Origin of the sequence: Nonomuraea endophytica (assembly GCF_014203235.1) — a bacterium.
In the GTDB taxonomy this organism is placed as follows: Bacteria; Actinomycetota; Actinomycetes; order Streptosporangiales; family Streptosporangiaceae; genus Nonomuraea; species Nonomuraea endophytica.
In genome coordinates this window covers 94,903-119,905 of record NZ_JACHIN010000021.1, presented here as the reverse complement: position 1 = coordinate 119,905, position 25,003 = coordinate 94,903, and the positions used below count along the sequence as shown (strand labels likewise).

20 protein-coding genes are annotated in these 25,003 nt (G+C 72.9%); 14 read left to right on the top strand and 6 right to left on the bottom strand.

Going from position 1 to position 25,003, the window contains the following annotated elements; all coding sequences use genetic code 11:
* Positions 1 to 31: 31 nt before the first annotated feature.
* Positions 32 to 2,545, bottom strand: a complete 2,514-nt coding sequence (gene lanKC, locus HNR40_RS47880; protein WP_184973913.1) for a class III lanthionine synthetase LanKC — start codon at positions 2,543 to 2,545, stop codon at positions 32 to 34.
* An 11-nt stretch (positions 2,546 to 2,556) separates the two neighbouring features.
* Positions 2,557 to 4,071 (bottom strand): cytochrome P450, encoded by a 1,515-nt coding sequence (locus HNR40_RS47875; RefSeq protein ID WP_184973911.1) that lies wholly within the window; start codon positions 4,069 to 4,071, stop codon positions 2,557 to 2,559.
* 308 nt (positions 4,072 to 4,379) lie between these two features.
* Between HNR40_RS47875 and HNR40_RS47870 the strand changes: the two genes are divergently transcribed.
* Entirely contained in the window at positions 4,380 to 6,284 is a 1,905-nt protein-coding gene (locus HNR40_RS47870) for an ABC transporter ATP-binding protein (protein ID WP_184973909.1), read from the top strand.
* Positions 6,281 to 7,477: a cytochrome P450 gene (locus HNR40_RS47865; RefSeq protein WP_184973907.1), complete on the top strand. Its 1,197-nt coding sequence runs from the start codon at positions 6,281 to 6,283 to the stop codon at positions 7,475 to 7,477. Before HNR40_RS47870 ends, HNR40_RS47865 begins: the two co-directional genes overlap by 4 nt.
* A gap of 31 nt (positions 7,478 to 7,508) precedes the next feature.
* Here the strand turns inward: HNR40_RS47865 and HNR40_RS47860 are convergent, their stop codons facing one another.
* Positions 7,509 to 8,054 carry a hypothetical protein gene (locus HNR40_RS47860; RefSeq protein WP_184973905.1) on the bottom strand — a complete coding sequence of 182 codons (546 nt, stop codon included), beginning with the start codon at positions 8,052 to 8,054 and terminating at the stop codon, positions 7,509 to 7,511.
* A gap of 125 nt (positions 8,055 to 8,179) precedes the next feature.
* On the opposite strand from HNR40_RS47860, the gene HNR40_RS47855 reads away from it, so the two are divergent.
* From HNR40_RS47855 to HNR40_RS47835, 5 genes are all read left to right on the top strand, one after another.
* Positions 8,180 to 8,893 (top strand): TetR/AcrR family transcriptional regulator, encoded by a 714-nt coding sequence (locus tag HNR40_RS47855; RefSeq protein WP_184973903.1) that lies wholly within the window; start codon positions 8,180 to 8,182, stop codon positions 8,891 to 8,893.
* Complete coding sequence (locus HNR40_RS47850; RefSeq protein WP_184973901.1) at positions 8,890 to 11,367, top strand: PEP/pyruvate-binding domain-containing protein; 2,478 nt, start codon at positions 8,890 to 8,892, stop codon at positions 11,365 to 11,367. The genes HNR40_RS47855 and HNR40_RS47850 overlap by 4 nt, the downstream gene beginning before the upstream one ends.
* A 48-nt stretch (positions 11,368 to 11,415) precedes the next feature.
* On the top strand, positions 11,416 to 11,562 hold the full coding sequence (locus HNR40_RS47845; protein WP_184973899.1) for a hypothetical protein: 147 nt from the start codon (positions 11,416 to 11,418) through the stop codon (positions 11,560 to 11,562).
* Positions 11,563 to 11,649: 87 nt separating this feature from the next.
* Positions 11,650 to 12,111 carry a hypothetical protein gene (locus HNR40_RS47840; RefSeq protein ID WP_184973897.1) on the top strand — a complete coding sequence of 154 codons (462 nt, stop codon included), beginning with the start codon at positions 11,650 to 11,652 and terminating at the stop codon, positions 12,109 to 12,111.
* On the top strand, positions 12,108 to 14,636 hold the full coding sequence (locus HNR40_RS47835) for a M48 family metalloprotease (protein ID WP_184973895.1): 2,529 nt from the start codon (positions 12,108 to 12,110) through the stop codon (positions 14,634 to 14,636). Before HNR40_RS47840 ends, HNR40_RS47835 begins: the two co-directional genes overlap by 4 nt.
* On the opposite strand, the gene HNR40_RS47830 is transcribed toward HNR40_RS47835, so the two are convergent.
* Positions 14,629 to 16,017, bottom strand: coding sequence for a glycoside hydrolase family 16 protein (locus HNR40_RS47830; RefSeq protein ID WP_184973893.1), 1,389 nt, complete (start codon positions 16,015 to 16,017; stop codon positions 14,629 to 14,631). The two genes, HNR40_RS47835 and HNR40_RS47830, sit on opposite strands and share 8 nt — an antisense overlap.
* Before the next feature lie 159 nt (positions 16,018 to 16,176).
* On the opposite strand from HNR40_RS47830, the gene HNR40_RS54005 reads away from it, so the two are divergent.
* Both HNR40_RS54005 and HNR40_RS47825 read left to right on the top strand, forming a co-directional pair.
* Positions 16,177 to 16,539 (top strand): hypothetical protein, encoded by a 363-nt coding sequence (locus HNR40_RS54005; RefSeq protein ID WP_221341708.1) that lies wholly within the window; start codon positions 16,177 to 16,179, stop codon positions 16,537 to 16,539.
* On the top strand, positions 16,500 to 17,354 hold the full coding sequence (locus HNR40_RS47825; protein WP_221341707.1) for an esterase-like activity of phytase family protein: 855 nt from the start codon (positions 16,500 to 16,502) through the stop codon (positions 17,352 to 17,354). The genes HNR40_RS54005 and HNR40_RS47825 overlap by 40 nt, the downstream gene beginning before the upstream one ends.
* On the opposite strand, the gene HNR40_RS47820 is transcribed toward HNR40_RS47825, so the two are convergent.
* Together HNR40_RS47820 and HNR40_RS47815 are read right to left on the bottom strand one after the other, a co-directional pair.
* On the bottom strand, positions 17,345 to 17,701 hold the full coding sequence (locus HNR40_RS47820; RefSeq protein WP_184973891.1) for a hypothetical protein: 357 nt from the start codon (positions 17,699 to 17,701) through the stop codon (positions 17,345 to 17,347). The genes HNR40_RS47825 and HNR40_RS47820 overlap by 10 nt on opposite strands.
* Entirely contained in the window at positions 17,698 to 18,399 is a 702-nt protein-coding gene (locus HNR40_RS47815; RefSeq protein ID WP_184973889.1) for a FadR/GntR family transcriptional regulator, read from the bottom strand. Before HNR40_RS47815 ends, HNR40_RS47820 begins: the two co-directional genes overlap by 4 nt.
* A 164-nt stretch (positions 18,400 to 18,563) precedes the next feature.
* Here HNR40_RS47815 and HNR40_RS47810 point away from each other — a divergent pair, with 164 nt between their 5' ends.
* From HNR40_RS47810 to HNR40_RS47790, 5 genes are read left to right on the top strand one after another with little or no spacing between them, the layout of a single operon-like run.
* Positions 18,564 to 20,162 carry an ABC transporter substrate-binding protein gene (locus HNR40_RS47810; RefSeq protein WP_221341706.1) on the top strand — a complete coding sequence of 533 codons (1,599 nt, stop codon included), beginning with the start codon at positions 18,564 to 18,566 and terminating at the stop codon, positions 20,160 to 20,162.
* A complete protein-coding gene (locus tag HNR40_RS47805) occupies positions 20,159 to 21,118 on the top strand; it encodes an ABC transporter permease (protein WP_184973885.1) in 960 nt (319 codons plus the stop codon). The genes HNR40_RS47810 and HNR40_RS47805 overlap by 4 nt, the downstream gene beginning before the upstream one ends.
* Positions 21,115 to 23,067: a dipeptide/oligopeptide/nickel ABC transporter permease/ATP-binding protein gene (locus tag HNR40_RS47800; protein WP_184973883.1), complete on the top strand. Its 1,953-nt coding sequence runs from the start codon at positions 21,115 to 21,117 to the stop codon at positions 23,065 to 23,067. The genes HNR40_RS47805 and HNR40_RS47800 overlap by 4 nt, the downstream gene beginning before the upstream one ends.
* Positions 23,060 to 24,076: an oligopeptide/dipeptide ABC transporter ATP-binding protein gene (locus HNR40_RS47795; RefSeq protein WP_184973882.1), complete on the top strand. Its 1,017-nt coding sequence runs from the start codon at positions 23,060 to 23,062 to the stop codon at positions 24,074 to 24,076. The genes HNR40_RS47800 and HNR40_RS47795 overlap by 8 nt, the downstream gene beginning before the upstream one ends.
* Entirely contained in the window at positions 24,073 to 24,978 is a 906-nt protein-coding gene (locus HNR40_RS47790; RefSeq protein WP_184973880.1) for a dihydrodipicolinate synthase family protein, read from the top strand. The genes HNR40_RS47795 and HNR40_RS47790 overlap by 4 nt, the downstream gene beginning before the upstream one ends.
* The last annotated feature ends 25 nt before the right edge of the window (positions 24,979 to 25,003 follow it).

The window sequence follows — 25,003 nt, the reverse complement described above, 5'->3', positions numbered from 1 at the left end:
GCCTGGAGCTCAAGGACGAATGCCATTTCCTTCACCTCCTTCCGGCGCCTTCGACCGCGGGTGCGCGCAGGTCGACGGCGGGGATGACCGACGCGTTCAGGTCGAACGCGACGCCTAGGGCGGCAAGCACGCCGGCGGTGCCCGTGGCCAGATCCATGGACAGGCGCAGCAGCTGGTTGCCGGGGAAGGCCAGATGGCCTCGGTAGGACAGGGCGTGCCAGGCGAGCCTGCGCACGTGGTCGTGGATCACCGGCCGGTCGTCGGGCCGGCCGAGGTGGTGGAGGGCGGCGATGGTGCCGGCCCGTCCCATGAACAGGAACGGGTGCCGGATGAACGGCGCGCGGCACGATCGGCGGGCTCCGTCGATCACCTCGGCGAAGCCGGGCTCCTCCCGCCGGGCCAGATATTGCGACAGGACGAGGGCGAGGCCGCTGCCGCCGGTGCCGAGGTAGGCGTGGTAGCGGTTGTCCTCCAGGAGCTGGAAGCCGCCGTCCGGCAGGACCTGGCCGCGCTCGACGGCCCGGCGCAGGGCGTGCAGCGCCTGGTCGAGGTGGCGTTCGTCGCCGGTGGTCTCGTGCAGCCGCAGGAAGAAATGGGCGATCCCGGCAAGGCCGTGCTGGAGCCCGCCGCGTTCGCAGCTTCCGGCGGCCGCGGCGACCCGCTCGCCCACCGCGACCGCCGCCTCGGTCTGCCCGAAGTGCAGCAGGCTCAGCCCGACGCCGGCCAGCCCGCCGTGCAGCCCCGGCGCCACGCAGCCGGGCTCGGCGGCCCTGGCGCGGGCCAGCGTCCGCGCGGCCTCCTCGCCGCGGCCGAGCTCGTCCAGCACCACCGCGACGCCGTGCAGGCCGTCGAGGAGTCCGGGCCGGGCCGGTGCCGCGCGGGTGGCGGCCACCAGCCAGTCGACGTGCTCCTCCGGCACCGGCGATCCCACCGAACGCAGCGCCCAGAGCACCCCGGCCGCGCCGTGGGCCACGGTGTGCCCGCCCGACACGAACTGCCGGGGATCGCCCGGATAGAGCCGGTCACGCCGGTCGGGCGTGGCACTGGCCAGGATCCCGGCCGTGATCGAGTCGCTGATCTCCGGCCAGGACGGGTCGTCGAACATCCCGGCCCGCTCGTCCATCCCGGCGCTCAGCCCGAAGCCCCTGAGCATCCGGGGCCCGAACCCCGGCGGCACCGGGAAGTGCTCGGTGATCACGCTTGTCAGGCTGGAGAGCTTGACCCGGTCGCGATCCTGCAGCGGTGAGATCGGCAGGAACACCCACTGGCGCAGGCAGTTCAGCACATATTGGTCGGCCTCGCGCCCGCTCAGCCCCACCGGGGCGGCGAAGCCGGGCGCCGCCAGCCCCGGCCGGTGCGGGTCGGCCAGGTCGCAGGCGATCTCGAAGTCGATCAGCGCCACCCGCCCGTCCGTGCGCACGATGACGTTGCCCGGGTGCAGGTCGGTGAAGCGCACGCCCCTGGAATGCACGGCCATGAGCGCCTGGTCGACCTTGGCTAGCACGTCGACCGCCCACCGCGTGTAAGCAGCAGCCTCCTCCGGCGTCGGGTCCGGCCCGGCCAGCGGGTAGCGGTCGAAGACCTCCTCCATCAGCGTCTTGCCCTCGATGTACTCCTCGACCATGAAGTGGTGCTCCCAGATCACCAGGTGGTCCAGGACCCGGGGCACGCAGTCGAGGCCGTCCAGCCGCTTCAGCACCTCGCGCTCGCGCGCCAGCCGGGCGACCGCGTCGGTGCCGTCGCGGTCGAGACCGGCGTGCGGGCGCGCCTCGGAGAGCACCACGTACCCGCCGGACTCCTTGTCGCGGGCCAGGTACACGCCGCCGCCGTTGGAGAAGTGCAGCGGGCGCTCGATCTGGTAGGGGAAGTCCTGCGCGCCGCCCTGGCCGCGACGGGCCAGCGATCCGGCCAGCACCTCGGGCACGCGTACCCACTCGGGCACGGTGAAGGCCGGGCTGCGGTCGTCGGGCACCAGCGCGCCGGACGGGTCGCGGATCGCGTAGACGGTCTCGCCGTCCGCGTCGACGTAGGTCATCGGGCGGAACGCGCCGTAGCGCACGTAGACGGGGGCCTCGCCGTAGCGAAGATCGGTCAGCACATACGGCCCGGCGAACCCGCGCAGCAGCTCCTCCAGTTCGGGCAGTACGCGGCTCAGCTCGTCGTCGTCCGCCGGGTAGAGCGTGAGCAGTTTGCCGCTGCTGCCGCGCTCGGCGTACTTGCTGTTGAGCAGCCGCACCGCGGCGGCGCCGCGCAGGAACTTCACCGCGATCCCGCGCGCCAGGCAGTGCTCCACGACGAGGTCGCACACCCGCTCGGCGTCCCCGGCGGTGGCCGAGACGTGGATCTTCCACCCCTGCTCGGGCAGTTCGGGGCCGGGCGGGCGCAGCACGACCCACAGCTCCTTCTCGCCGCGCCGCCAGCCTTCCGGCAGGTCGCGGCGGGCGGCGGCGAAGCGGCCGGGGCCGTCGGCGATGCGCCACGGCGGCTCGAAGAACAGCGGGTCGGCCTGGCAGTAGGCGAGCAGCTGGGGAATGGTCGCGTCCATGGGTCGGGCTCCTAGCGCGGGCTGAGGACGACGGGCAGTTCCAGCAGGTAGCGCACGCGGTTCTGCCGGTAGTGCAGGTCACGGGCGTCGTGCGTGAGGTCGATGCCGGGGAAGCGGCGGGCCAGCGTCTCCAGGGCGACGCGCGCCTGGATCCTGGCCAGGGCGGCGCCGAGGCAGAAGTGGTGTCCGTGGCCGAAGGCCAGGTGCGGGTTGCGGGCGCGGCCGACGTCCAGTTCGTCGGGCTCGTCGAAGAAGGCCGGGTCCCGGTTGGCCGCCACGAGGGAGGCGGCCACGAGGTCGCCGGGCGGGATCGTGCGGCCGGCCACCTCGGCCGGGCAGGACACGGTCCTGGCCAGGCCGACGGGGAAGGGCGTGACGTAGCGCAGCAGCTCCTCGACCGCGCTCTCGGCCAGCGCCGGCTCGGCGATCAGCCGCTTCCACTGCTCACGCTCGCGCAGCAGCGCGGCCAGGCCGTTGGCCAGCAGGGTCGTCGGCGCGCGGTGCCCGCCCACCATCAGCAGGCGGGCGGCGGCCACGAGGTCGTCCTCGGACAGGCGCTCGCCTTCGGCCTCGGCCACCCAGCTCAGCAGGTCGTCGCGGGGCGCCGCCCGCCGGTCCGCGATGAGCGCGCGCAGGCGTTCGTCGATGTCGGCGTGGGCCACCGGCGGCACGGTGTTCATCCGCACCAGCAGCCAGTCGGCGATGTCGTCGCGGTCGTGCTCGGCGATGCCGAGCAGCTCGCACAGGACGATGATCGGCAGCGGGCGGGCGAAGCCGCGCACCAGGTCCACCGGCTCGTGCGCGGGCAGCGCGTCCAGCAGCCGCTCGCACGCGGCCCGCACGCGCGGGGTCAGCGTCTCCATCCGGCGCGGCGTCAGGTGCTGGCCGACCAGCTTGCGCAGCCGGGCGTGCTCGTCACCGCCGATCGTGATGAGGTCCTGCTCGCCGCGGTGCTCCAGCTCGCCCTGGAGGCGGAAGCCGGCGGTGATCTCCAGTTCACCGGCCAGCGCCGGGTCCGCGAGGGCGGCGGTGCTCGCGGCGTGGCCGGTGAGGATCCACGAGGTCGACACCCCGGGGGCGTTGACCCGGTGGACCGGACCCAGCACGCGCAGTTGCCGGATCACGTCGGGATCGTTGAGCAGGACCGGGGTGAGCGCGGGCAGCCGGACGGGGCAGCCGGTCTCCTCGCCCGGGTCGAGCGCGGCCAGGAACGAGGCGACGCTCCGGGCGTCGTCATCGGCCAGCACCAGGGCCGGGCAGCACAGGCCGGACGGGTCGAGGTCGCCGGGCGCGCCCACGGCCACGACCGCCGCCGCGCGCTCCGGGTGGAGATCGGCGAAAGCCACGACGGCCGGGGCGGCCGCGCCGTAGCCTAGGAGGACCGCGCGGGCGGGGCTGCCGGGTGCGGCGAGGAAGCCCTCGACCGCCGCCGCCCAGTCGCCGTCCGGCATCGGGGGCACGCAGACCCGCCAGCCCTCGCGCACCGGCGGCGCCCCCGCGCCGAACACCACCAGGGTCCCCGTCATCACCGCTCCCTCATGTCTTCGAGCTGACAGACCGAGGATGGACGGCCTGACTTGGATCGCCCTGGGAGACGGCTGCAAAGCCCGGCCGCACCCGTGTTCGCCCAGGTCAGCGCATATGCCGCAGTCCGCCGGCGACCCGCGGCGTCCCGGCGGGCGGAACGCGCGGCCCCGCCCGGCGCTGTCCGGACGAGGTGAATCCGCAGGTCAACCGCCCGATGCCGGGCCGCGACGCCGTCGTCAAGCCACTTCCAAGTCCGCCTCCCTACGCTGGCCAGCGGCGTCGGCCCACACCCGGAGGGAACATGCGGATGCGAAGGCGAGGCGCGGCAACCGCGCGGGGGAGCGCGGCGGCCCTGCCGTCCCTGGCCACGGCCTGGTGGGACGCCCACACGGCCGCGCTCGCCGGCACGAGCTTCCTGCGGATCGCCGCCCGGCTGCCCGCCACCACCGCCCGCGCGGTGACCGTCGCCTGGCGGGCCGACCGCCGCGACACCGCGTTCGCGCTCGCGCTGAGCATGCTCGGCGGCGTCGCGACCTCCTACGGCCTGCTCGCCACACGCGACGTGCTCGTGGCGCTGTTCGCCGCCGGGCCGACGCTCGGACGGGTCCAGGCCGCGCTTCCCTCGCTGGTGGTGGTGGCGGCGGCCGTCGCGGCCAGGTCAGGGCTGTCGATCGGCGCCGGCTGGGCGCAGGCCAGGCTCATGCCCAAGGTGCTGACGCTGGTCGAGCGGGAGCTGTTCGAGCTGACCACCCGGGTGGAGCTGGCCGCGTTCGACGATCCGGGCTTCAGCGACGAGATGAAACGGGCGCGCAACCGCGGCGGCATGGCCCTGCAGGCGCTGGTGCGCGGCACCCTCGACCTGGTCGCCGGCCTGGCCGGGCTGGCGGGCACCGCGGTGGCGCTGCTGGTCGTGCACCCGCTGCTGCTGGCCGCGCTGGTGCTGGCCAGCCTGCCGGGGGCGTGGGCGGCGGTGCGCGTGGCACGGCTGTCGTACGTGAGCGAGCGCAACCGGACCTCGCGCCGCCGCCGCATGTGGATGCTCGGCGAGCTCATGGCCGAGCGGCTGACCGCGGCCGAGGTGCGCGTGTTCACCATGCGCGACTTCCTGCTGCGCGAGTACGACCGGATGGTCTCGGCCGAGACCGACGCCGAACTGGAGGTCGTCGCTGGGCAGACCCGCGTGCGGGTGCTGGGCGGCCTGCTGTCCGGCGCCGCCACCGCCGGGCTCTACACGGTCCTCGGCATGCTGCTGATCGGCGGCGGGTTGCCGCTGGCCGCCGCGGCCACCGCGGTGCTGGCCCTGCAGGCGGCCAGGCAGTCGCTCACGCTGGCCCTCACGAACGTCAACAAGATCTACGAAGAGGGCCTCTACTACGGCGACTTCACCGAGTTCGCCGAGCGCTGCGAGAGCCGCCTGCCGCCGCCCGCCGACACCGCCGTGATCACGCCGCCGGAGACGATCGAGGTGAAGCAGGCCGAGCTCAGCTACGGCGAGGACGGACCCATGGCGCTCGACGGCGTCAGCCTGACCGCCCGGCGCGGCCAGACGATCGCGCTCGTCGGCGAGAACGGCTCCGGCAAGACCAGCCTCGCCATGCTCCTGGCCGGGCTGCGCCGGCCCACCTCGGGCGCGGTCACCTGGGACGGCCTGCCGCTCGACGCCGTCGAACGCCACGAGCTGTGGCGGCACGTGGGGCTGGTCAGCCAGGAGTTCTGGCGCTGGCCGTTCACCGCGGCCCGCAACATCACGCTGGGCACCGAGCACGAGGACCGCGCCCGGATGCGCGCCGCAGCCGCCAAGGCCGGCGCGCACCAGGTGATCGAGAAGCTGCCCGAGGGCTACGACACGCTGCTGTCGCGGGTCTTCGCCGGCGGCCAGGACCTGTCGGGCGGCCAGTGGCAGCGGCTGACCTGCGCCCGTGCCTTCTACCGCGACGCGCCGCTGCTCATCTGCGACGAGCCGTCGGCCGCGCTCGACCCGAAGGCGGAGCACGCGCTGTTCGCCAGCCTGCGCGCCGGCGCCGAACGCCGGATCACGGTGCTGATCACCCACCGCCTGGCCAACGTACGGCACGCCGACCGCATCTATGTCCTGCACCACGGCCGCGTCGTCGAGGAGGGCACCCACGGCCACCTGATGGCCCTGGACGGCCGCTACGCCGAGCTGTTCACCCTGCAGGCCGACGGCTACCTGGAGGAGCGGATCGCATGACCACCCGCCTGACCCCCGCCCAGCTCAACGACGTGCCCACGCTGCGCCGCCTGCGCGAGGCCGCCCCCGTCCACCACGTCGACCTGGGCCGGGGCGGTGCCGAATGGCTGCTGACCGGCTACGAGGCGGCGGTCACCGGCTTCGCCGACCAGCGCCTCGCGGGCGGCGGCGCGGCGGGCAACCCGATCGAGGAGGCGGACAAGGCGGGCCGGGTCATCTTCGAGGAGGACCTGGTCGACCTGTCCGGCGAGGACCACCAGCGGGTCCGCCGGATGATCTCCCGCCAGCTCACCCCGCGCCGCGTGGCCGCGCTGCTCCCCAGGATCGAGCGGATCACCGGCGAACTCCTGGACGCGATCCCGCCCGCCGAGAGCGTGGACTTCATCGCCGCCTTCGCCCGCCCCCTGCCGATCATGACGCTCTGCGCGCTGATCGGCGTGCCGGACGCCGACCGGGCGTACGTGCAGGCGTACGTGAGCGGCCGGATCGCCACGCTGCCCGAGCGGCCGGAGGCCGTGACGCCTGGGCCCGACATGACCTCGCCGGAGACGGCCGCGATGGTCGCCCACCTCGGCGCGCTGATCGCCGAGCGGCGCCGCGAGCCGGCCGACGACCTGGTCAGCGGCATGATCCGGCAGGCGGATCGGGAAGGGCTGCCGGACGCCTATCTGGTGGCCGGGGTCAGGCTCACGCTGGTGGCCGGGCACCGGGCGGTCACCGCGCTGCTGGCCAACGGGCTGGCCCTGCTGCTGCGCGAGCCGGGATTATGGCGGCTGTTGCTGGAGCGGCCCGAGCTGGTCGGCGACGCGGTCGAGGAACTGCTGCGCTACGTCACGCCGATCGCGCTGAGCGTGCCCCGGCACGCCACGGCCGCCGTGGAGGTGTGCGGGGCCGAGGTGCCCGACCGGGCGGTGGTGCGCTGCGCGTGGGGCGCCGCCAACCGGGACCCGGCGCGCTTCGCCGAGCCCGACGCCTTCGACCCGGCCCGGCCGGACAACGCCCATCTGGCCTTCGGCTACGGACACCACTTCTGCCTGGGCGCGGCGCTGGCCAGGGCCGAAATCGGGCTGGCGCTGACGACGCTGCTGGCCCGCTTCCCGCGGATGCGGCTGGTGGAGGAGGAGCTCGACTACCGCTCGGGCGACCTGCGCGAGCCGAGGACGCTGCGCGTGGTGCTGTCGCCGCCCGGCTAGCCGAGCTGGTCGACCAGTTCGACCAGCCCGGTCAGCCGAGCTGGTCGAGGATCGGCGAGACCAGTTCGTTGAGCTCGCGCACCAGCACGGCGACGGCCCGCTGGGCGCTCTCCTCGACACGCTCGTGCGGGCCCTCCGGCTCCGGTGGCAGCCCGGCCAGCGGCACCGGCGCCTCCACCAGGAGCGTCGCGCGCAGGAACGGGCTTCTGGCGAAGTCCTGCTGGGTCGGCTCGACGTACTGGCCGAACAGCTCCTGCCAGCCCTGCCAGCCGCGGTCGCGCCACCAGGCGCGCGAGCGGGTCAGCGGCTCGGGCAGCGGCGAGACGATCCGGACGCGGGCGATCAGCGTGCCGTCCCAGGTGTTGCGCTCGCAGGTGGCGTCGAGCACGCGCCGGTCCCAGCGGACGTAGCCGGGGTCGAGCGACGGCGGCGTGGCCAGCCTCCAGGCGGCACAGGCGAAGCGCACCGGAGCGATGTCGCCCCATTCGAACTCCGGCAGGTTTTTCTCCACGTGCGCCGCGTAGCGCCCGTGGCGGTCCCTGTCGAAGTCCTGATCGATCCAGAAGGCCTTGGCCATGGGATCTACCGTACGGCGCGGGGCGGGCTCGGGGCTGAAGATCCGGGAATGTCCGGGCTCGGCCGTACCTTGTGCCGGGTTTCTTGACCGAATACGCTTATTTGGTCAAAGAACGGAGTCCGCGCATGGCCAGGCCGCCCGCCGATCCCGACCGGCGGCGTGAGCGCGCCCACCGGGTCCTGGACGCGGCGGCCGAGCTGATCCTGCGCTGGGGCTACGACAAAACCACCATCGCGGACGTCGCGCGCGCCGCCGGCGTCGCCAAGGGCACGATCTACCTGCACTGGAAGACGCGCGAGCTGTTGTTCGCCGCGCTGCTGCGTCGCGAGCGCGTCGCCACCCTGGAGGAGGTACGGCGGGCCGCGCCGGGCACCCTGCGCGAGCTGGTCGGGGCGGTGGCCGCCGAGGTCATGCGGCGGCCGCTCATGCGCGCCGTGCTGCTGGCCGACACCGACGTGCTCGGCAAGCTGACCACGATGAAGCGCGAGCGTCCCTCCGATCCCGGCCAGGCCGAGGCGCTGAACCGGATGCTCGGCGCGCTCAGGAAACATGGCGCGATCCGCCCCGACCTCACCGACGCCGAGCACGTGAGCGTGCTCACCTCGGTCGTCTTCGGGTTTCTTACCGCCGCGCGGCTCACGCCGGAGCCCTACCGGGTGCCGCCGGAACGGCTCGCGGAACTGCTGGCCGACACCGCGCACCGCGCGCTCGAAGCGGGCCGCGAACCGTCGCCGCGCGACGCCCGAGCCATCGCGGAGGCCGTCAGCGCCTACGTCGGGCACGTCGCGGGAGTGGCCGGGCGCAAGCTTGAGTCCGCACTCGAAGGGCAGCTGCCATGAACGTTCTCCCCCTTGATGACGCGGCCGCCGATCTCGCCGTCGCGGGCGGGAAGGGCGCGTCGCTGGCCCGGCTGAGCCGCGCCGGGCTGCCGGTCCCGCCGGGCTTCCACATCACCACCGACGCCTACCGCGCGTTCACCGCGCCCTTCCGCGAGCGGCTCGGTGCTCCCGGCGCGCAGGAGCTGTTCACCACGCACGAGATCCCGCCGGACCTGGCCGCCGAGATCCTCGCCGCCCACGCCGACCTCGGCGACGGCGACGGCGACGGCGCGGTGGCGGTGGCGGTGCGCTCGTCGGCCACCGCCGAGGACCTGCCCGAGATGTCCTTCGCCGGCCAGCAGGACAGCTACCTGAACGTCCACCGCGAGGACCTGCTCGACGCCGTCCGCCGCTGCTGGGCCTCGCTCTGGAACCCGCGGGCCGTCGCCTACCGCGAGCGCAACCACGTCCCGCACGACGACGTGGCGCTCGCCGTGGTCGTCCAGGAGCTGGTCGACGCCGACGCCGCCGGGGTCATGTTCACCGCCGACCCCGTCACCGGCGCGCGCGGGCAGAGCGTGGTCAACGCGGCCTGGGGTCTCGGCGAAGCCGTCGTCGGCGGCCAGGTGACGCCCGACGCCGCCGTGGTCGCCGACGGGCGCGTGCGCTCGTACACCGTGGCCGACAAGGCCGTCATGACCGTGCGCGAGCCCGAGGGCACGCGCGAGCGGGAGGTCCCGGCCGCGCGCCGCTCCGTGCGCGTGCTCTCCGACGAGGAGGTCCTGCGCCTCGCCGCGCTGGGCGAGGAGATCCAGCGCCTGTACGGCACGCCCATGGACGTCGAGTGGGCCAGACGCGGCGAGGAGCTCTTCGTCGTCCAGGCCCGCCCGATCACCGGCCTGGCCGAGGAGGTGGAGGAGTGGAACGACAGCCGGACCGGCCAGTACCTGTGGACCAGCGGCAACCTCGGCGAGGCCATCCCGGACGTGATGACCCCGGTCACCTGGTCGCTGGTGCGGCTGTTCATCCGCGAGGCCATGTCGGCGTCGGCGATCCCCGGCTACCGCCTGGTCGGCAACATCGGCGGCCGCTTCTACCTCAACCTCAGCATCGCCATCTCCGCCGCCAAGGCGTTCGGCATGAGCAGCAGGCTCGGCGCGATCGAGCAGGTCTTCGGCAAGATCCCGTCGGGTCTCGACGTGCCGCTGCTGCCCGCCTCCCGGTGGCAGCTGATCAAGGCCATGCTGCCGATGGCGGTCGGGCTGCGCCGCCGGGTCGCCGCCAACGTGAAGCGGCTGCGGCCCTTCCTGGCCACCGCCCGGTCGCGCTGTGAGGAGTTGCGCGAGCGCGCCGGGCTGATCTCCGAGCCCGCGGCGCTGGCCGCCTTCTGGGAGGAGGAGCTGCGGCCGTACGTCGTGGAGACCTGCCGGATGCTGGAGGCGGCCGGACGCCAGGGTGGCGCGGCGCTCGTCATGACCCGCGACAAGCTGCGCAAGATGGTCGGCGAGAGCGACGCCGAGGCCATGCTCACCGGCGCCAACGCCGGCGGCGAGCTGGCCAGCATGGGCCCGATCATCGGCCTGGACAAGCTGGCCAGAGGCGAGATCGACCGGGCGGAGTTCGCCGCCGTCTACGGGCATCGCGGCGCGCACGAGTTCGAGGTCAGCGTGCCCAGGCCCGGCGAGGACCCCGGCTGGATCGACAGGCAGCTCGCCGAGGTCGCGTCCGGTGACGCCCGCGACCTGCTCGCCCGGCAGGAAGAGGCGCGCGCGGCGGCCTGGGCCCGCTTCGACCGCCGCTACCCGCGCAGGGGCGCGGCGATGCGCGAGCGGGTGGACAGGTGGAACGCGATCGTCAGAGACCGGGAGGACGCCCGCTCGGAGAACATGCGGGTCTTCTGGGCGATGCGCGCGTTCGTGCTGCGGGCGGGGGAGCTGACCGGGCTCGGCGACGACGTCTTCTCCCTGGAGATCGACGAGATCCTCGACGTGCTGCGCGGCGACCGGTCGCCGCTGGCGAAGATCCCGGTACGGCGGGCCACCTACCGGAAGTACGCCGCCCTGCCGATCTACCCGATGCTGATCGTCGGCCCCTTCGACCCGGTCCGCTGGGCCGCCTCTCCCGACCGGCGCGTCGACCTCTACGACGCCCGCGGCGGCCAGGCGCCCCCGGCCGACACGGTGTCCGGCTTCCCCGGCGCGCCCGGCGTCGTCGAGGGCGTGGCCCGTGTGCTGTCCGGCCCCGAGCAGGGCGAGCGGCTGAAGGCGGGGGAGATCCTGGTGACGACGCTGACCAACATCGGCTGGACGCCCATGTTCCCGCGCGCCGCCGCCGTCGTCACCGACATGGGCGCGCCGCTCTCCCACGCCTCGATCGTCGCCCGCGAGCTCGGCATCCCGGCCGTCGTCGGCACCGGCAACGCCACCGCGCGCATCCACGACGGCGACCGCATCCGCGTCGACGGTGAACGGGGGACCGTGGAAGTCCTCAATTGATGACAAGACGCATGCGAGCGATCACCTTTTGTGGTCACGATGGCCGTCATGACCGACGAGATGGAATGGGAGGAACGGTGCGTCGTCTACCGGCGCGCCAAGCTGGCCCTCGACCGGGCGCCGGCTGCCTCAGGCGACGACGGATACCTGCCGGGGGGTGAGCGTCCCCCAGCGGACGAGTCCCGTCCGCTCTGACCCGTTTGTTGACCGATTGCATGGCGCCGGTTGCCACCTGCCGGTCAATGCTTCTCCGGAGGCGGCGGGCCGATCTACAGTGCGGGCGTGACGACGGACAGTGACGGTGATCGCCGTGCGCTCGTACGCGCGCTGGTGGCCGAGTTCGCCCCTCAGGAACTCCCCGACTTCGACCTGATGAGCGGCGTGTACTTCGCCGCCCCCGGAGCCGCCCGCCGCGCGCGCCGGGCCCGCGACGAGCCCGGCGCCTCCGGCATCGACCTGGGCGACCCCACCCTCACCAACCTGCTGTGGGGCGTCGTCGGCGGGCTCATGACCGAGATGGTGGTCATGAGCGTGCGCGACGGCAGGTCCAGGCTGCGGCGCTGGCGCGAGCGCCGCAGGGTGGGCGGCCCCGACACGCCGGTGCCCCAACTGGGCGACTCCGCCGACCCGGCCAGGCGGCGCATCGCCAAGGAACTGGAGGCCGCCGGCCGCGACCAGGCTGAGGCCATCGCCGAACGCGCCGTGGACCGCTGGAGCCGCCGAGACTGGACCCCTCCCCAGTGAACGGCGGGGAGCGTCCTGGCAACCCGTTCCTGTTACCGGCGGCGACCACCTCCCGCTTCATCCTGCTGGTCACGATCGTGCTCGCGGCCGCGGCCTCCTCCTTCGACCTGGTCGCGGGCGGCGCCTCGCAGTGGCGGGCGGCCTACGCGCCCTGCGACCTCGCCGCCGACGCCGCCGCCCGGACCGGCGGCCAGGACGCGCGGACGCTGGCCGCGGGCTACCTCGGCTGTCTGCGCGCGGTCGGCCTGGAACGGGCCGCGGTCGCGCTGGGGGCCATGCTGGTGGTGGCCGCGGCGATCGTGCTCCTGTATCTGGTCAGGCCCCGGCTGACGATCGCCCGCCAGCACCTGGTGCCCGCGGGGGAGGAGCTGTCCGGCCTGGTCGCCGGGCTGGCGGCCGAGGAGGGGCTGCGCCGTACACCTGAGGTGCTTCTCGACGCCAACCGCGGCACGCCGGGCGGCCGCGCGTTCGGCCGCTACCCGCGCTACTACCTCCGCCTCAACATCGGAACGCTCCACGAGGCCGGGCGGCGCGGCGACCGGAGCGACCTGAAGGCGATCGTCCTGCACGAGCTCGCCCACCTCCGCAACCGCGACGTGGACCTGACCAACCTCACACTCTCGGCCGTGTGGGTCTTCGCGGTGCTGGTCGGCGCGCCGCTGCTGATCCACACCGCGATCACCGACCCGGTACGGCTGGCGCCCCTGTCGATCAGGACCCTGCTCGGCACCGTCCTGGTCGTCCTGCTGGCGGCGTCGGTGCTGCGTGCCCGCGAGCACTACGCGGACGTGCGGGCGGCGATGTCCGGCGGCATGCCCGTCGACTCCTGGGGCGATGTGAAGGGCAGCCTGGTCAGGCTGCTGCGCCTGCATCCGCGCGCGGCCGACCGGGCCGAGGTGGTCCGGCAGCCGGGGCGGCTGCTGCGGTGGATGCCGGGTGAGGCGCTGGGAGCCGGGATCGCGGCCGGGCTGGTGCTGCCGCATCTGATGGAGTTCGTCAGCCTCTGGCTGAGCAACGTGGACCAGCTCGCCTATCAGGTGAGCGCGTTGCTCGCGGGTCTGCCGGTGGCGGCGATCCTGCTGGCCGGGGCGTTCCGGGCGACGCTCGCGGCCATGGCGGCCGGCCGGCCGGCGCCCAGGGGCGTCGCGGCGGGGGTGGCGCTGGCGGCGGGCGTCGTCCTGGGCCTGCTGGGCGCGCCGAGCCGGATGCGCCTGTCCTGGGCGGAGTCCATCGCCGCCGCGCCCGTGGCCGCCGCCGTCATGGCGGGCTTCCTGCTCGTGCTGTGCGTGGCGTTCGTGCGCTGGCTGTCGGCGTGCGCCGACGCGTGGCTGCCCGTGGCGAGGTCGCGCACGCTGGTCCCCGTCTATCTGGGCGCCCTGGCGCCGGCCACCTTGCTGTTCGGGTCCTTTCTCGGCGTCTGGGTCATGTCCGCCGCCATCGGCCTGGAGACGCGCGCGACCGGCACGGCCGTCTGGGCGATGCTGGTGTCGGTGTTCGACTCGGGGCGGCTGACCGTCCTGCTCCTGGCCGCGCTGTATCCGCTGGGCTCCTGGCTGCTGTATACCTCGCGGGCGCGGGGGCGGCGGCTGTATCTGGACTCGCCGCTGGAGTTCGCCCTGCCGGCCGCCCGGGTCCGGCCGCTCGTGGCGCTCGCCCCCGCCGCGGTCCTGACGGCGCTGGTCGTGGCGGCCGAACTGGCCACGCCGGAGCCGATGCTGCTGTCGCTGATCGCCGGGTTCGATCCTGGCGTGCGTACCGACTCGCTCGGCGACATGATGGCGGTGGCCGCCGCGATCATCGTCGTCATGGGGCTGCTGCAGGCGACCACCGCGGTCGTGGTGTCGGCGTTCACCGGGCGCGGGCTGGGTGCTTCGCACGCCGTCCTGTCGGCGGTCGCCGGGGGGCTGGCCTGTTCGGTGGCGATCGTCTGGGAGCCGCTGGCCCGGACGTGTTCCACCGGGGAGTGCGTGGCGACGGACCTCCTGTCCCAGTTCACCGCGCTGTGTATCGGCGTGCTCGGCTTCGGGGTGCCGGTGAGCCTGCTGGGAGCGGGTGCGGTGAGCGGCGTGCGCGCGCTCGTGGCGTTGGCGTCGCCGGCTCCCGTCCGGCCCTTGGTGCGCCCGGCGCGCGCGTGGCTGCGCCGTACGCTGGCGGTCGCCGCTTTGGGCGCGTCGGTGCTGTGGGTCGCCGGGATGGCGCCGGCCTGGCTGCTCCAGTACGGCTTCGCCGACTCCCGGCAGAACAGCACCTTCGACAGCCCGGGCAACGCCGTCCCGCCGCCCGGCCCGCCCGGCACGGTCGCCGACCGCGAGGCGTGCGCGGCGATGGCGAGCGCCTCGCTGGCGCCGATCGTCGGAGACGGCTTCTACGCCACGTGGGCGACCGCCTTCGTCAGGCTCGGCGCCAGCCGGAGCCCTTTCCTGGTGACGCTCGGGCGAGCCGGTTACGCCGACGCCCGTGCCACCCAGTACCGTCTGCGGGACTTCACCACCCCGCTCAACGCGTACTGCGTGCGGGTCAGGTAGTGGAGAAGGTGAACCAGTTGACGTTGACGAAGTCGGCCGGCTGGCCGCTGCTGAAGGTCAGGTAGACGGTGTGGGTGCCGGTCACCGGTGAGACGTTGGCGGGTATGGTGCGCCAGCTCTGCCATCCGCCCGTGTTCGCCAGCGCGAAGTCGCCGATCGGCGGCGCGGTCGGGCTGCCGAGGCGGACCTGGACCAGCCCGCTCACCCCGCCCGCGGCCCCGGAGGCGACCCGGGCGCGGAACTGGGTGGCGGCGGTGCCGCCGAAGTTGACGTTGTCGAACCTCAGCCAGTCGCCGTTGGTGATCGCGCCGACGTTCTGACCGCCGCCGGTGTCGGTGGTCGTCTCGACGATGGTGCCCGACTGGGCCTGGTGGCGCTCGGCCTGGATGGTGGAGCGGGCGTCCACGTCACCCGGCGGGTTGGTGGGAGTGGGGCCGGTGGGGGTGGGGCCGGTGGTGCCGCTCTGCCAGACGGCCACGTAGTCGACGACCATCGGACGGCCCGAGACGGTCGCCGCCGTGGGGGTGGAGAAGCCGGCCACGCCGTCGGGGAAGGCGCCGCCCATGGCGACGTTCAGCAGGATGAAGTAACCGGCGTGGCCGGTCATGTTGTTCCAGGTGGCGGCGTCGAACTGCGACTGGCTGACCGAGTGGAACTGCTGGCCGTCCACGTACCAGCGCAACTGGTTGGGCGAGACGCTGCGGTCCCACTCGAACCGGTAGGTGTGGAACGCCGACTGGCAGGAGGCGCCCGGGCAGGCGCGGTTGGCGCCGAGGCCGCTGAACTCGTTGCACGGCCCGCCGGGCGCGACGCCGCAGTGGAGCACGGCCCACACCGAGTTGATGCCGTTGACGTTCTCCATGATGTCGAACTCGCCGATGCCCGGCCAGTTCCAGTAGTTCCCCCGGTACGGCGAGCCGAGCGCCCAGAACGCCGGCCAGTAGCCGAGCGCTGCCTGCCCGGTCACGTTGGGCATCTGGATGCGGCCCTCGATGCGCAGGACGCGGCCGTCGGCGGGCTTGAAGTCGGAGCGGCGGGTCTCGATGCGGGCGGAGGTCCAGTCGCGGTTGGCGCCGAGCGGGGTGATGCGCAGGTTGCCGGTTCCGTCGAGGCTGAGGTTCGAGGGGTTGGCGGTGTAGTTCTGGATCTCGCCGGTGCCCCAGTTGGCGGGGCCGCCCGGGTAGGAGTGACCGGTGTCGATGATCCAGTTGCCGGAGTCCGGTAACGATCCGGCGGGGCCGTTGAAGTCGTCGGCCCAGACCAGCGACCACCCGGCGGGCGGGGGCGGCACGGCGGCCGAGGCGGCGAGAGCGGCGTACAGGACGAGGGAGAAGGCGGCCGACAAGGCGGCGGCGGCGACGGCGAGACGACGGCGCGGCATCACTGCTCCTAGCGGGGGGTGGATAGTGCAGAGAGCGCTCTCACACCTGAAGGAAACATACGGTTAAAGCCGTGTCAACCTCAATGAGAGCGCTCTCGCGCAGAGGCGGTTCGCTTGTTGTTGGGCAGCCCGTCACCTGACCGGCCTAGGGTGCGCGCCATGAGACGTTTCGCCATCTTGATGTGCGCCGGCGCGCTGGCCCTCGGGACCGCCGCGGTCCCGGCCGCCGCCACCCCCGAGCGCGATTTCGGCCGGGCCGCGCTGGCCGGGTTCGCGTCGTTGCCCGCGCAGACGTACGTGCCGGGCAGCGAGCGGTCCGGCGCGCAACTGGGCACGGCGCCCGTCAACGGGATCACCCCGCCCTTCCCCGGCCAGCCCGTGCAGGGCTTCAGCGGCATCGCCCGCCGCCACGACGGTGGCTACGACGTCCTGTCCGACACGGCTTCGGCTCCCGGGCCAACAGCGCCGACTTCCTGCTGCGCGTGCACCACGTGCGCCCCGACTTCCGGACGAAGAAGCTGAGCCTGCGCGGCGGCTTCAACCTGTCCGACCCCCGCAAGGTGGTGCCCTTCCCGCTCGTCCGCCCCGACCGCAAGCTGACCGGCGCCGACTTCGACGTCGAGTCGATCGTGCGCTCGCTGGACGGCACCTACTGGTTCGGCGACGAGTTCGGCCCGTTCCTGCTCCACGCCAACGAGCGCGGTGAACTGCTCGACGCTCCGGTCCCGCTGCCCGGCGTGAAGGCCCCGGAGAACCCCGACCTCAACGGCGGGCAGCCGAACCTCGGCCGCAGCAAGGGCTTCGAGGGCATGGCCAGGTCCGTCGACGGGCGCCGCCTCTACCCGCTGCTGGAGGGGACCGTGACCGGCGACCCCGCGGGCACGCTGCGCATGTACGAGTTCGACCTGCGCGTGCGCTCCTACGCCGAGCGCCGCTGGACCTATCGCATGGAGGACCCCTCGCACGCGATCGGCGACGCCATCGCCGTGGACCGCCACCGGTTCCTGATCATCGAGCGGGACAACCTGCAGGGGGCCGAGGCGCGCTTCAAGCGCGTCTACCTGGCCGACACCCGCGACAGGGACGGCGACGGCGCCCTCGACAAGACCCAGGTGGCCGACCTGCTCGACCTCGCGGCCCCGGGCGGCGGCACCTTCACCTTCCCGTTCCAGACCATCGAGGACGTCATCATCCTCGACGACCGCACGCTGGGCATCCTGAACGACAACAACTTCCCGTTCTCCTCCGGCCGCACCGCGGGCGCGGCCGACGACAACGAGTTCATCAAGGTACGGCTGACGCGCGGCCTGCGCGCCGACCCCCGCGTCTACCTCTGAGGGACGTGCAGGCTGCCCGACTGCGGATCGAAGACGAGCAGCCCGTGCCGCCCGGCCAGCTCGAACACCGTCCTGCACACCTCGGCGGCCCGCGGGAAGACGGCGCTGGCCAGCACGATGTCCTCGGCCACGGTCAGCGGCTCGGCCCAGGGCGAGCCCGCGTAGTTGTCCGCGGTCAGGTCGGGGTAGCGGGCGGTCAGCTCGTCCAGGAAGGCCGCCACCTCGGCCCGCGGGTCCGGCGAGGAGTGGTCTTCCGAGGGCTCCTCGCACCAGTCGAGGAACTTGGCCGTGGCACGCATCGGCGTGATCGGCTCGTCCTCGAACCACACGGCCAGATCGAAGCTCATCCCACGGAGCCTAGCCGGGCCACCCGGTTGCGTACCCCCTCGAAGTGGGCGTGGACGGCGGCGATCGCTGCGCTCTTGTCGCCGGCCGTCACCGCGGCGTAGATGTCGCGGTGGCGGCGGGCGACGTCGGCTGGGGTCTCGTCCGGGGCGCCGATCTGGTCGCGCAACTGGTGGTAGACGTCCCAGAACGCGCCGAGCAGCTGGCTGACCAGGGGGTTGCCCAGCGGGCGGTAGAGCACGTCGTGGAAGAGCCGGTCGATCTCGGGGGAGACCCCGCCGCGCTCGGCCTCCTCCTCCATCCTGGCCATGGCCTCGGCGGCGGCCGACAGGTCGGCATCCGAGCCGAGGTCGATGAGCTTCTGGACCAAGCCGGTTTCCAGCATCTCGCGGATCTCGACGAGGTGGGCGATGTGGCTGCGGCCGTCCTGCAGGGTGATGCGGCTGTGGAAGGTCAGCTCGTCCACCAGGCCGGCCAGCGACATCCGGCCGACGAACATGCCGAAGCCGTGGCGGATGTCCACGATGCCGACGGCCTGGAGCGCCTTCAGCGCTTCCCTGACCGAGTTGCGGCTGATGCCGAGCTCCTCCATGAGCTCGGACTCGGTCGGCAGGGGGTCTCCAGCGGCCAGGCCGCGCCCGAGAATGATCTCCTTGACGGCCTCCTGGGCCTCGACGGCACGGCTGGGTCGTGAACGCATGTAGAGCCCCTTCTTGGCGATCACTGCGTAACATTCCGGAAACCATCCGTTGACCGCAAGCTGTCTCCCGGCTTAGCGTCCACGTTACGCACAAGATAGGACATGGGATGTCCCACGTTCTACCCCTGGCCACATCCGGCCAGCGTATCCCCCAGGAGGCATCCGTGAGCTCTGAGTTCAGCCGCCGCGACTTCCTGCGCTACACCAGCGCCTCGGCGTTGGTCGTCGCCTCCGTCGCCGCCTGCAGCGGCGGCCCCGCCTCGACCGGCTCCGTCGGCGCCGGATCGGACAAGGACCTCATCACCGCCGTCATCGGCTACGGCAACGACCAGAGCTGGGACCCCACCCAGACGGCGTCGGCCTTCGCCATGGCCGGCATCACCCACATCTACGAAGGCCTGCTCGACACCGATCCGATCACGCGCGAGCCGTACCCCGCGCTGGCGACGGCGCTGCCGGCCGACCTCAACGCGACGAGCTGGACCTTCACCCTGCGCGAGGGCGCCACGTGGCACGACGGGCAGCCCGTGACCGCCGACGACGTGGTCTTCACCTTCGAGCGGGTCCTGGACCCGGCGGCCAACGTGCTGGTCGGCAACTTCTTCAAGGCCTGGCTCAAGGAGGTCAAGAAGACCGGCGAGCGCAGCGTCGAGCTGGTCTTCAACTTCCCCTTCCCGGACGCCGCGCCGCGGCTGACCATCGCCAAGATCATGCCCAAGCACGTCTTCGGCGCCGCCGGCGGCTGGGACGCGGCCAAGGGCGGCAAGGCGGTCGGCTCCGGGCCGTACAAGATGACCGCGCACAACCCCAAGTCCAACACCGCCTTCGAGGCCTTCGCCGGCTACAACGGCCCGCGCCCGGCCACCGCCAAGCGCATGAACTGGCTGACCATCGTGGACGCCGCCGCCCGCGTGGCCAAGATCTCCGGCGGTGGCGCCGAGGCCCAGATCGCCGACAACATCCCCTACGCCAACATCGACCGGCTCAAGCAGCAGGGCCTGAACGTCGAGGGCGGCAAGGGCATGAACCACCTCTTCCTCATGTTCAACACCGCCGCCAAGCCCTTCGACGACGTGCGCGTACGGCAGGCGCTCCACTACGCCATCGACCGCAAGAAGATGATCGACGTGGCGCTCAAGGGCCACGGCACGCCCTCCAGCTCGTTCCTCAACGAGGGCCACCCGGACCACAAGCGCGCCGCGGTCGTCTACGACCACGACCCGGACAAGGCCAAGGCGCTCCTCAAGGAGGCGGGCGTCACCAACCTGACCGTCAACCTCATGGCGGTCAACGTGAGCTGGCTGGCCGACTGCCTGCCCACGATCGCCGCGTCCTGGGAGGCGATCGGCGTCAAGACCACGCTGGAGCCGCAGGACACCGCGGCGCTGTTCGCCAAGATGGACCAGATGCAGGACTACCAGGTGGTCGCGGCGGCCTCGAACCCCAACCAGTTCGGCATGGACGCCGACCTGATCCTGCACTACAACTACGTGCCCGACGGCCTGTGGATGAAGTACTCCCACTGGGAGGCGAGCAAGGACGCCAAGGACCTGTTCCGCATGATGGACGAGGCCACCCGCGAGCCGGACAAAGCCCGGAAGACCACCCTGGTCCAGAAATATCTGGATGTGATCGCTGAGCAGGCCGTCCTCTACCCGGTCGTCCACACCGAGCTCATGACCGCCTGGGACCCGAAGAAGCTGTCCGGCGTACGCGCCCAGGCCTACCCGGGCATCAACCTCCTGCAGGCCAAGAGGACATGATCCTCGTCGCCCGGATGCTGCTCCGCCGCGTCCTGATCCTGATCCCGCTGCTGCTCGGCGTCATCGCGTTCGTCTTCATCGTGATGCGCTTCTCCTCCAGCAAGCCCGAGTACGCCTACTTCCAGGGCGCCAACCCGACCGCCGAGCAGATCCGCCAGTTCCAGCTGGAGAACGGCCTGCTCGACCCGCTGCCGGTGCGCTACGTGCGTTTCGTCGGCGAACTGGCCACCGGCGACATGGGCACCAGCGTGCTCACGAAGAAGCCGGTGCTGGAGTCCGTGCTCACCGCGCTGCCGCTGACGCTCCAGCTCACCCTGCTCGGGCTGGCCGTCGCGACCGTACTGGCGCTGGTCTTCGGCGTCACCGCGGCGTTGTTCCGCGACCGCTGGCCCGACCAGGTGATCCGCCTGGTCTCGCTGATCGGCGTGGCCGCCCCGGCGTTCTGGCTGGCGCTGCTGATGATCCAATGGCTGGCCGTGGGGGAGGGGCTGTTCCCGACCGGCGGCTACATCAACCCCGCCGACTCCACCGCCGGCTGGCTGCGCTCGATGACGCTGCCCGCCCTGTCGCTGTCGCTGCCCGTCGCCGCCCAGCTCATCCGCATCGTGCGCACCTCGATGGTCGAGGAGCTCGACCGCGACTACGTCCGCACCGCCATCGGCAGCGGCCTGCCGCCGGTCGTCGTGGTCGGCCGCAACGTGCTGCGCAACGCCCTCATCAACCCGCTGACCGTGCTCGGCCTGCGCATCGGCTACCTCATCGGCGGCGCGGTCGTGATCGAGCAGATCTACGGCCTGCCCGGCATGGGCCAGCTCATGATCAACGCGGTCCGCGACGGCGACCCGGCCGTGGTGCAGGGCGTGGTGCTGACCATCGCGATCGGGTTCATGCTGGTCAACCTGGTCGTCGACATCCTGTATCTGCTGGTCAACCCCCGCCTCAGGAGCGCCGCATGAGACGAGGACTCGCCGATCGGCTGGCCCGGCCGGGCGTCGCCTTCCGCCGCCTGCCGCCGCTGTCGTGGGCGGCCGTCGTGGTGATCGCGCTGGTCGTGCTCTCCGCGTTGTTCGCGCCGTTGCTGGCGCCGCACTCGCCGTACTTCCAGGAGGCCGCCGGCGGCGGCCCGTCGGCCGCGCACTGGATGGGGCTCGACAGCGCCAACCGCGACATCCTGTCCAGGCTCCTGTACGGCGCGCGCTTCTCCCTGCTCATCGGCCTCGGCGCCACCGGCCTGGCCCTGCTGGCCGGCGCGGTCGTGGGCGCGATCGCCGCCACCTCGCGCAAGGCCGTCGACGAGACGCTGATGCGCCTGCTCGACGTGGTCATGGCCTTCCCCGGCATCGCGCTGGCCGCCGTGCTCGTCGCCGTCTTCGGCGGCAGCGTCCCGGTGCTCGTCATGGCCATGGCCTTCCTGTACATGCCGTCCGTGGCCCGCGTCGTGCGCGCCAACGTGCTGGCCCAGTACGGGGAGGACTACGTCGCCGCGGAGCGGGTCATCGGGGCGCGCACGCCGTACATCGTGATCAGGCATGTCGCGGTGAACACCGCCGCGCCCGTGCTGGTCTTCTGCACGGTGATGGTCGCCGACGCGATCGTGTTCGAGGCGTCGCTGTCGTTCATCGGCGCCGGTGTACGCCCGCCGGACCCCTCCTGGGGCAGCGTCATCGCCGACGGCAAGAACATGGTGCTGCTCGGCGGCTGGTGGGCCACGGTCTTCCCCGGCCTGCTGATCCTGCTCACGGTGCTCTCGCTGAACATCCTGTCCGAGGGCATCTCCGACGCCTGGGCCGCGCCCGCAGCCCGCACCGCGCCGCCCGCCCGCGACGACGACGCCTTCGAACGGGCCGTGCCCGGCTCCGGCCAGATCACCGAGCTGCCCGGCCTGGAGGAGGCGGCGCGCCGCCTGGCCGAGCGGGCCCGCCCGCTGCCCACGGGGCCGCCCATCCTCGCCGTGGAGAACCTCGCGATCGGCTTCGAGCACCGCCACGGCGGCGTGGACATCGTCGACGGCATCTCCTTCGACGTACGGCCCGGCGAGGTGCTCGGCCTGGTCGGCGAGTCCGGCTGCGGCAAGTCGCTGACCGCGCTGACCATCATGGGCCTGCAGCCGCGCGAGGCCAGGGTCAGCGGGCACATCCGCTTCGACCAGCGCGAACTGATCGCCCTGCCGCGCCGCGCCCGCAGACGGCTGCTCGGCCACGAGATGGCGATGATCTACCAGGACGCGCTGTCCTCGCTGAACCCCGCCATGACCATCCGCGCCCAGCTCAAGCAGCTCACCCGGCGCGGCGGCCGGCGCCCGCCCGCCGAACTGCTGGCCATGGTCGGCCTCGACGCCGCCCGCACGCTCTCCGCCTACCCGCACGAACTGTCGGGCGGGCAGCGGCAGCGGGTCCTCATCGCCATGGCGCTCTCGCGCGAGCCCAAGCTGATCGTCGCCGACGAGCCCACCACCGCGCTCGACGTCACCGTGCAGGCCCAGGTCATCGAGCTGCTGCTGCGGCTGCGGGAGGAGCTCGGGTTCGCGCTCGTCCTCGTCTCGCACGACCTCGCGCTGGTCGCCGACGTCACCGACCGCGTGGTCGTCATGTACGGCGGGCAGATCGTCGAGACCGGCGCCACCGCCACGCTGGTCGGAGCGCCCGCGCACCACTACGCCCGCGGGCTGCTCGGATCGGTGCTGTCACTGGAGTCGGGGGCCGAACGGCTCACCCAGATCCCCGGCGTGGTCCCCTCGCCGGCCGGCTTCCCCGCCGGGTGCCGCTTCGCCGACCGCTGCCCGATGGCCGGCGGGCTCTGCCACACCTCGCGGCCGCCGCTGGAGGGCGACGCGCACGCGCACGCCGTGGCCTGCCACCACCCCGCGCTCACCCCGGCGGGAGTCCGAGGAGAAGAGCATGTCTGAACCAGCCGTCTCCGTTCCTGTAGCTGAGGTTTCGGGCGTTCACGTCGTGCACAAGGCCCGCTCCGGCGGGTTGTTCTCCCGCGACCGCGTCTACGCGCTGACCGCCGCCGACCTGGCCGTCGCGCCCGGCGAGACCGTCGGCGTCGTGGGCGAGTCGGGGTGCGGCAAGTCCACGCTGGCCAGGGTGCTGGTCGGGCTGCAGCGGCCGACCGAGGGCACCGTACGCGTCCAGGGCCGGGACCTGTGGGCCACGAAGGAGTCCGAACGCCGCGAGCTGATCGGCACCGGCGTCGGCATGATCTTCCAGGACCCGGCCACCGCGCTCAACCGCCGCCTGCCCGTCGCCCAGGTGCTGCGCGACCCGCTCAACGTGCACCGCCGCGGCACCCCGCGCCAGCGCGACGAGCGCGTACGCGAACTGCTCGACCTCGTCGGCCTGCCCCAGAGCGCCGCCGACGCGCTGCCCGGCCAGCTGTCCGGCGGGCAGCGGCAGCGGGTCGCCGTGGCCAGGGCGCTCGCGCTGGAGCCCGGCCTCGTCGTCGCCGACGAGCCGACCAGCGCGCTCGACGTGTCCGTTCGTGCCCAGATACTCAACCTGCTGCTCGACCTCAAGGCCCGGCTGGGTCTGGCGCTCGTGTTCGTTTCGCATGACATTCAGACCGTGCGGCGGATGAGCGACCGGGTGGTCACCATGTACCTCGGCAGGATCGTCGAGCAGGCTCCCGCCGCCGACGTGCCCGGCGGGGCGCGGCATCCGTACACGCGGGCGCTGTTCTCGGCCACTCCCGGGCTCATCTCGCCGATCAACCCGATCCCGCTGGTCGGCGCGGTGCCGTCGGCGACCAGGCCGCCGAGCGGCTGCCCGTTCCGCACCCGGTGCTGGCGGGCCGACGACGCCTGTGCCGCGGAGATGCCCGCCGTACATCATGAGGGCCGTCATCTCTTCCACTGCCACCACCCCGTGACCGCGGGGGCGACAGACCTCGACCTGATCCAGGAGCGCGCATGATGTTGACCGGTGTGATTCCGCCGGTATGTACCCCGATGACGCCGGAGCACGAGGTGGACGCCACCTCGCTCGTCCGGCTGATCGACCATCTGCTGGAGGGGGGCGTGGACGGGTTGTTCGTGCTCGGCTCCTCCTCGGAGGTGGCGTACCTGACCGACGCCCAGCGCGCGCTCGTGCTGGAGACCGTCGTGGGCCACGTGGGCGGGCGGGTGCCGGTGCTCGCCGGGGTGATCGACATGACCACGCCGAGGGTCCTGGAACACGCCCGCGCCGCCCGCGCCGCCGGAGCCGACGCCCTCGTCGCCACCGCGCCCTTCTACACCCGCACCCACCCCACCGAGATCCGCACCCACTTCCGCATCCTCGCCGATCGGGGCGGCCTGCCCGTCTACGCCTACGACCTGCCCGTGTCCGTCCACACCAAGCTCACCGCCGACCTGCTGCTCGACCTGGCCGCCGACGGCGCGCTGGCCGGGCTCAAGGACTCCAGCGGCGACGACGGAGCCATGCGCCAGGTCATCCTCGGCCGCCCGGCGGGCTTCAGCGTGCTGACCGGGTCGGAGATCACCGTGGACTCCGCCCTGGCCATGGGGGCGGACGGCGTCGTACCCGGGCTGGGGAACGTCGACCCGCACGGTTACGTCCGCCTGACCAGCGCCGCGGCCCGCGGAGACGCCGCCGCGGCCAAGGAGGAACAGGAGCGGCTGGTGCGGCTCTTCCAGATCGTGCGCGTCGGCGGGTCACGCATGGGCGGCAGTTCGGCCGGGCTCGGCGCGTTCAAGGCCGCGCTGTGCCTGCGCGGCGTCATCGACCACCCCACCACGGCCCTGCCCCAGATCCCCCTCAACGCGGACGAAACCCGCCGCATCGAGAAACTCCTCGCCGCCGCCGGCCTGTTGTGACCGCGTGATGGTACGGCTCGCGCCA

Coding starts and splice junctions, on each gene's coding strand:
- HNR40_RS47795 (WP_184973882.1), top strand. CDS start 23,060: ATGTCTGAACCAGCCGTCTCCGTTCCTGTAGCTGAGGTTTCGGGCGTT.
- lanKC (WP_184973913.1), bottom strand. CDS start 2,545: ATGGACGCGACCATTCCCCAGCTGCTCGCCTACTGCCAGGCCGACCCG.
- HNR40_RS47800 (WP_184973883.1), top strand. CDS start 21,115: ATGAGACGAGGACTCGCCGATCGGCTGGCCCGGCCGGGCGTCGCCTTC.
- HNR40_RS47875 (WP_184973911.1), bottom strand. CDS start 4,071: ATGACGGGGACCCTGGTGGTGTTCGGCGCGGGGGCGCCGCCGGTGCGC.
- HNR40_RS47865 (WP_184973907.1), top strand. CDS start 6,281: ATGACCACCCGCCTGACCCCCGCCCAGCTCAACGACGTGCCCACGCTG.
- HNR40_RS47845 (WP_184973899.1), top strand. CDS start 11,416: ATGACCGACGAGATGGAATGGGAGGAACGGTGCGTCGTCTACCGGCGC.
- HNR40_RS47830 (WP_184973893.1), bottom strand. CDS start 16,017: ATGCCGCGCCGTCGTCTCGCCGTCGCCGCCGCCGCCTTGTCGGCCGCC.
- HNR40_RS47870 (WP_184973909.1), top strand. CDS start 4,380: ATGCGAAGGCGAGGCGCGGCAACCGCGCGGGGGAGCGCGGCGGCCCTG.
- HNR40_RS47790 (WP_184973880.1), top strand. CDS start 24,073: ATGATGTTGACCGGTGTGATTCCGCCGGTATGTACCCCGATGACGCCG.
- HNR40_RS47850 (WP_184973901.1), top strand. CDS start 8,890: ATGAACGTTCTCCCCCTTGATGACGCGGCCGCCGATCTCGCCGTCGCG.
- HNR40_RS47815 (WP_184973889.1), bottom strand. CDS start 18,399: ATGCGTTCACGACCCAGCCGTGCCGTCGAGGCCCAGGAGGCCGTCAAG.
- HNR40_RS54005 (WP_221341708.1), top strand. CDS start 16,177: ATGAGACGTTTCGCCATCTTGATGTGCGCCGGCGCGCTGGCCCTCGGG.
- HNR40_RS47855 (WP_184973903.1), top strand. CDS start 8,180: ATGGCCAGGCCGCCCGCCGATCCCGACCGGCGGCGTGAGCGCGCCCAC.
- HNR40_RS47805 (WP_184973885.1), top strand. CDS start 20,159: ATGATCCTCGTCGCCCGGATGCTGCTCCGCCGCGTCCTGATCCTGATC.
- HNR40_RS47860 (WP_184973905.1), bottom strand. CDS start 8,054: ATGGCCAAGGCCTTCTGGATCGATCAGGACTTCGACAGGGACCGCCAC.
- HNR40_RS47820 (WP_184973891.1), bottom strand. CDS start 17,701: ATGAGCTTCGATCTGGCCGTGTGGTTCGAGGACGAGCCGATCACGCCG.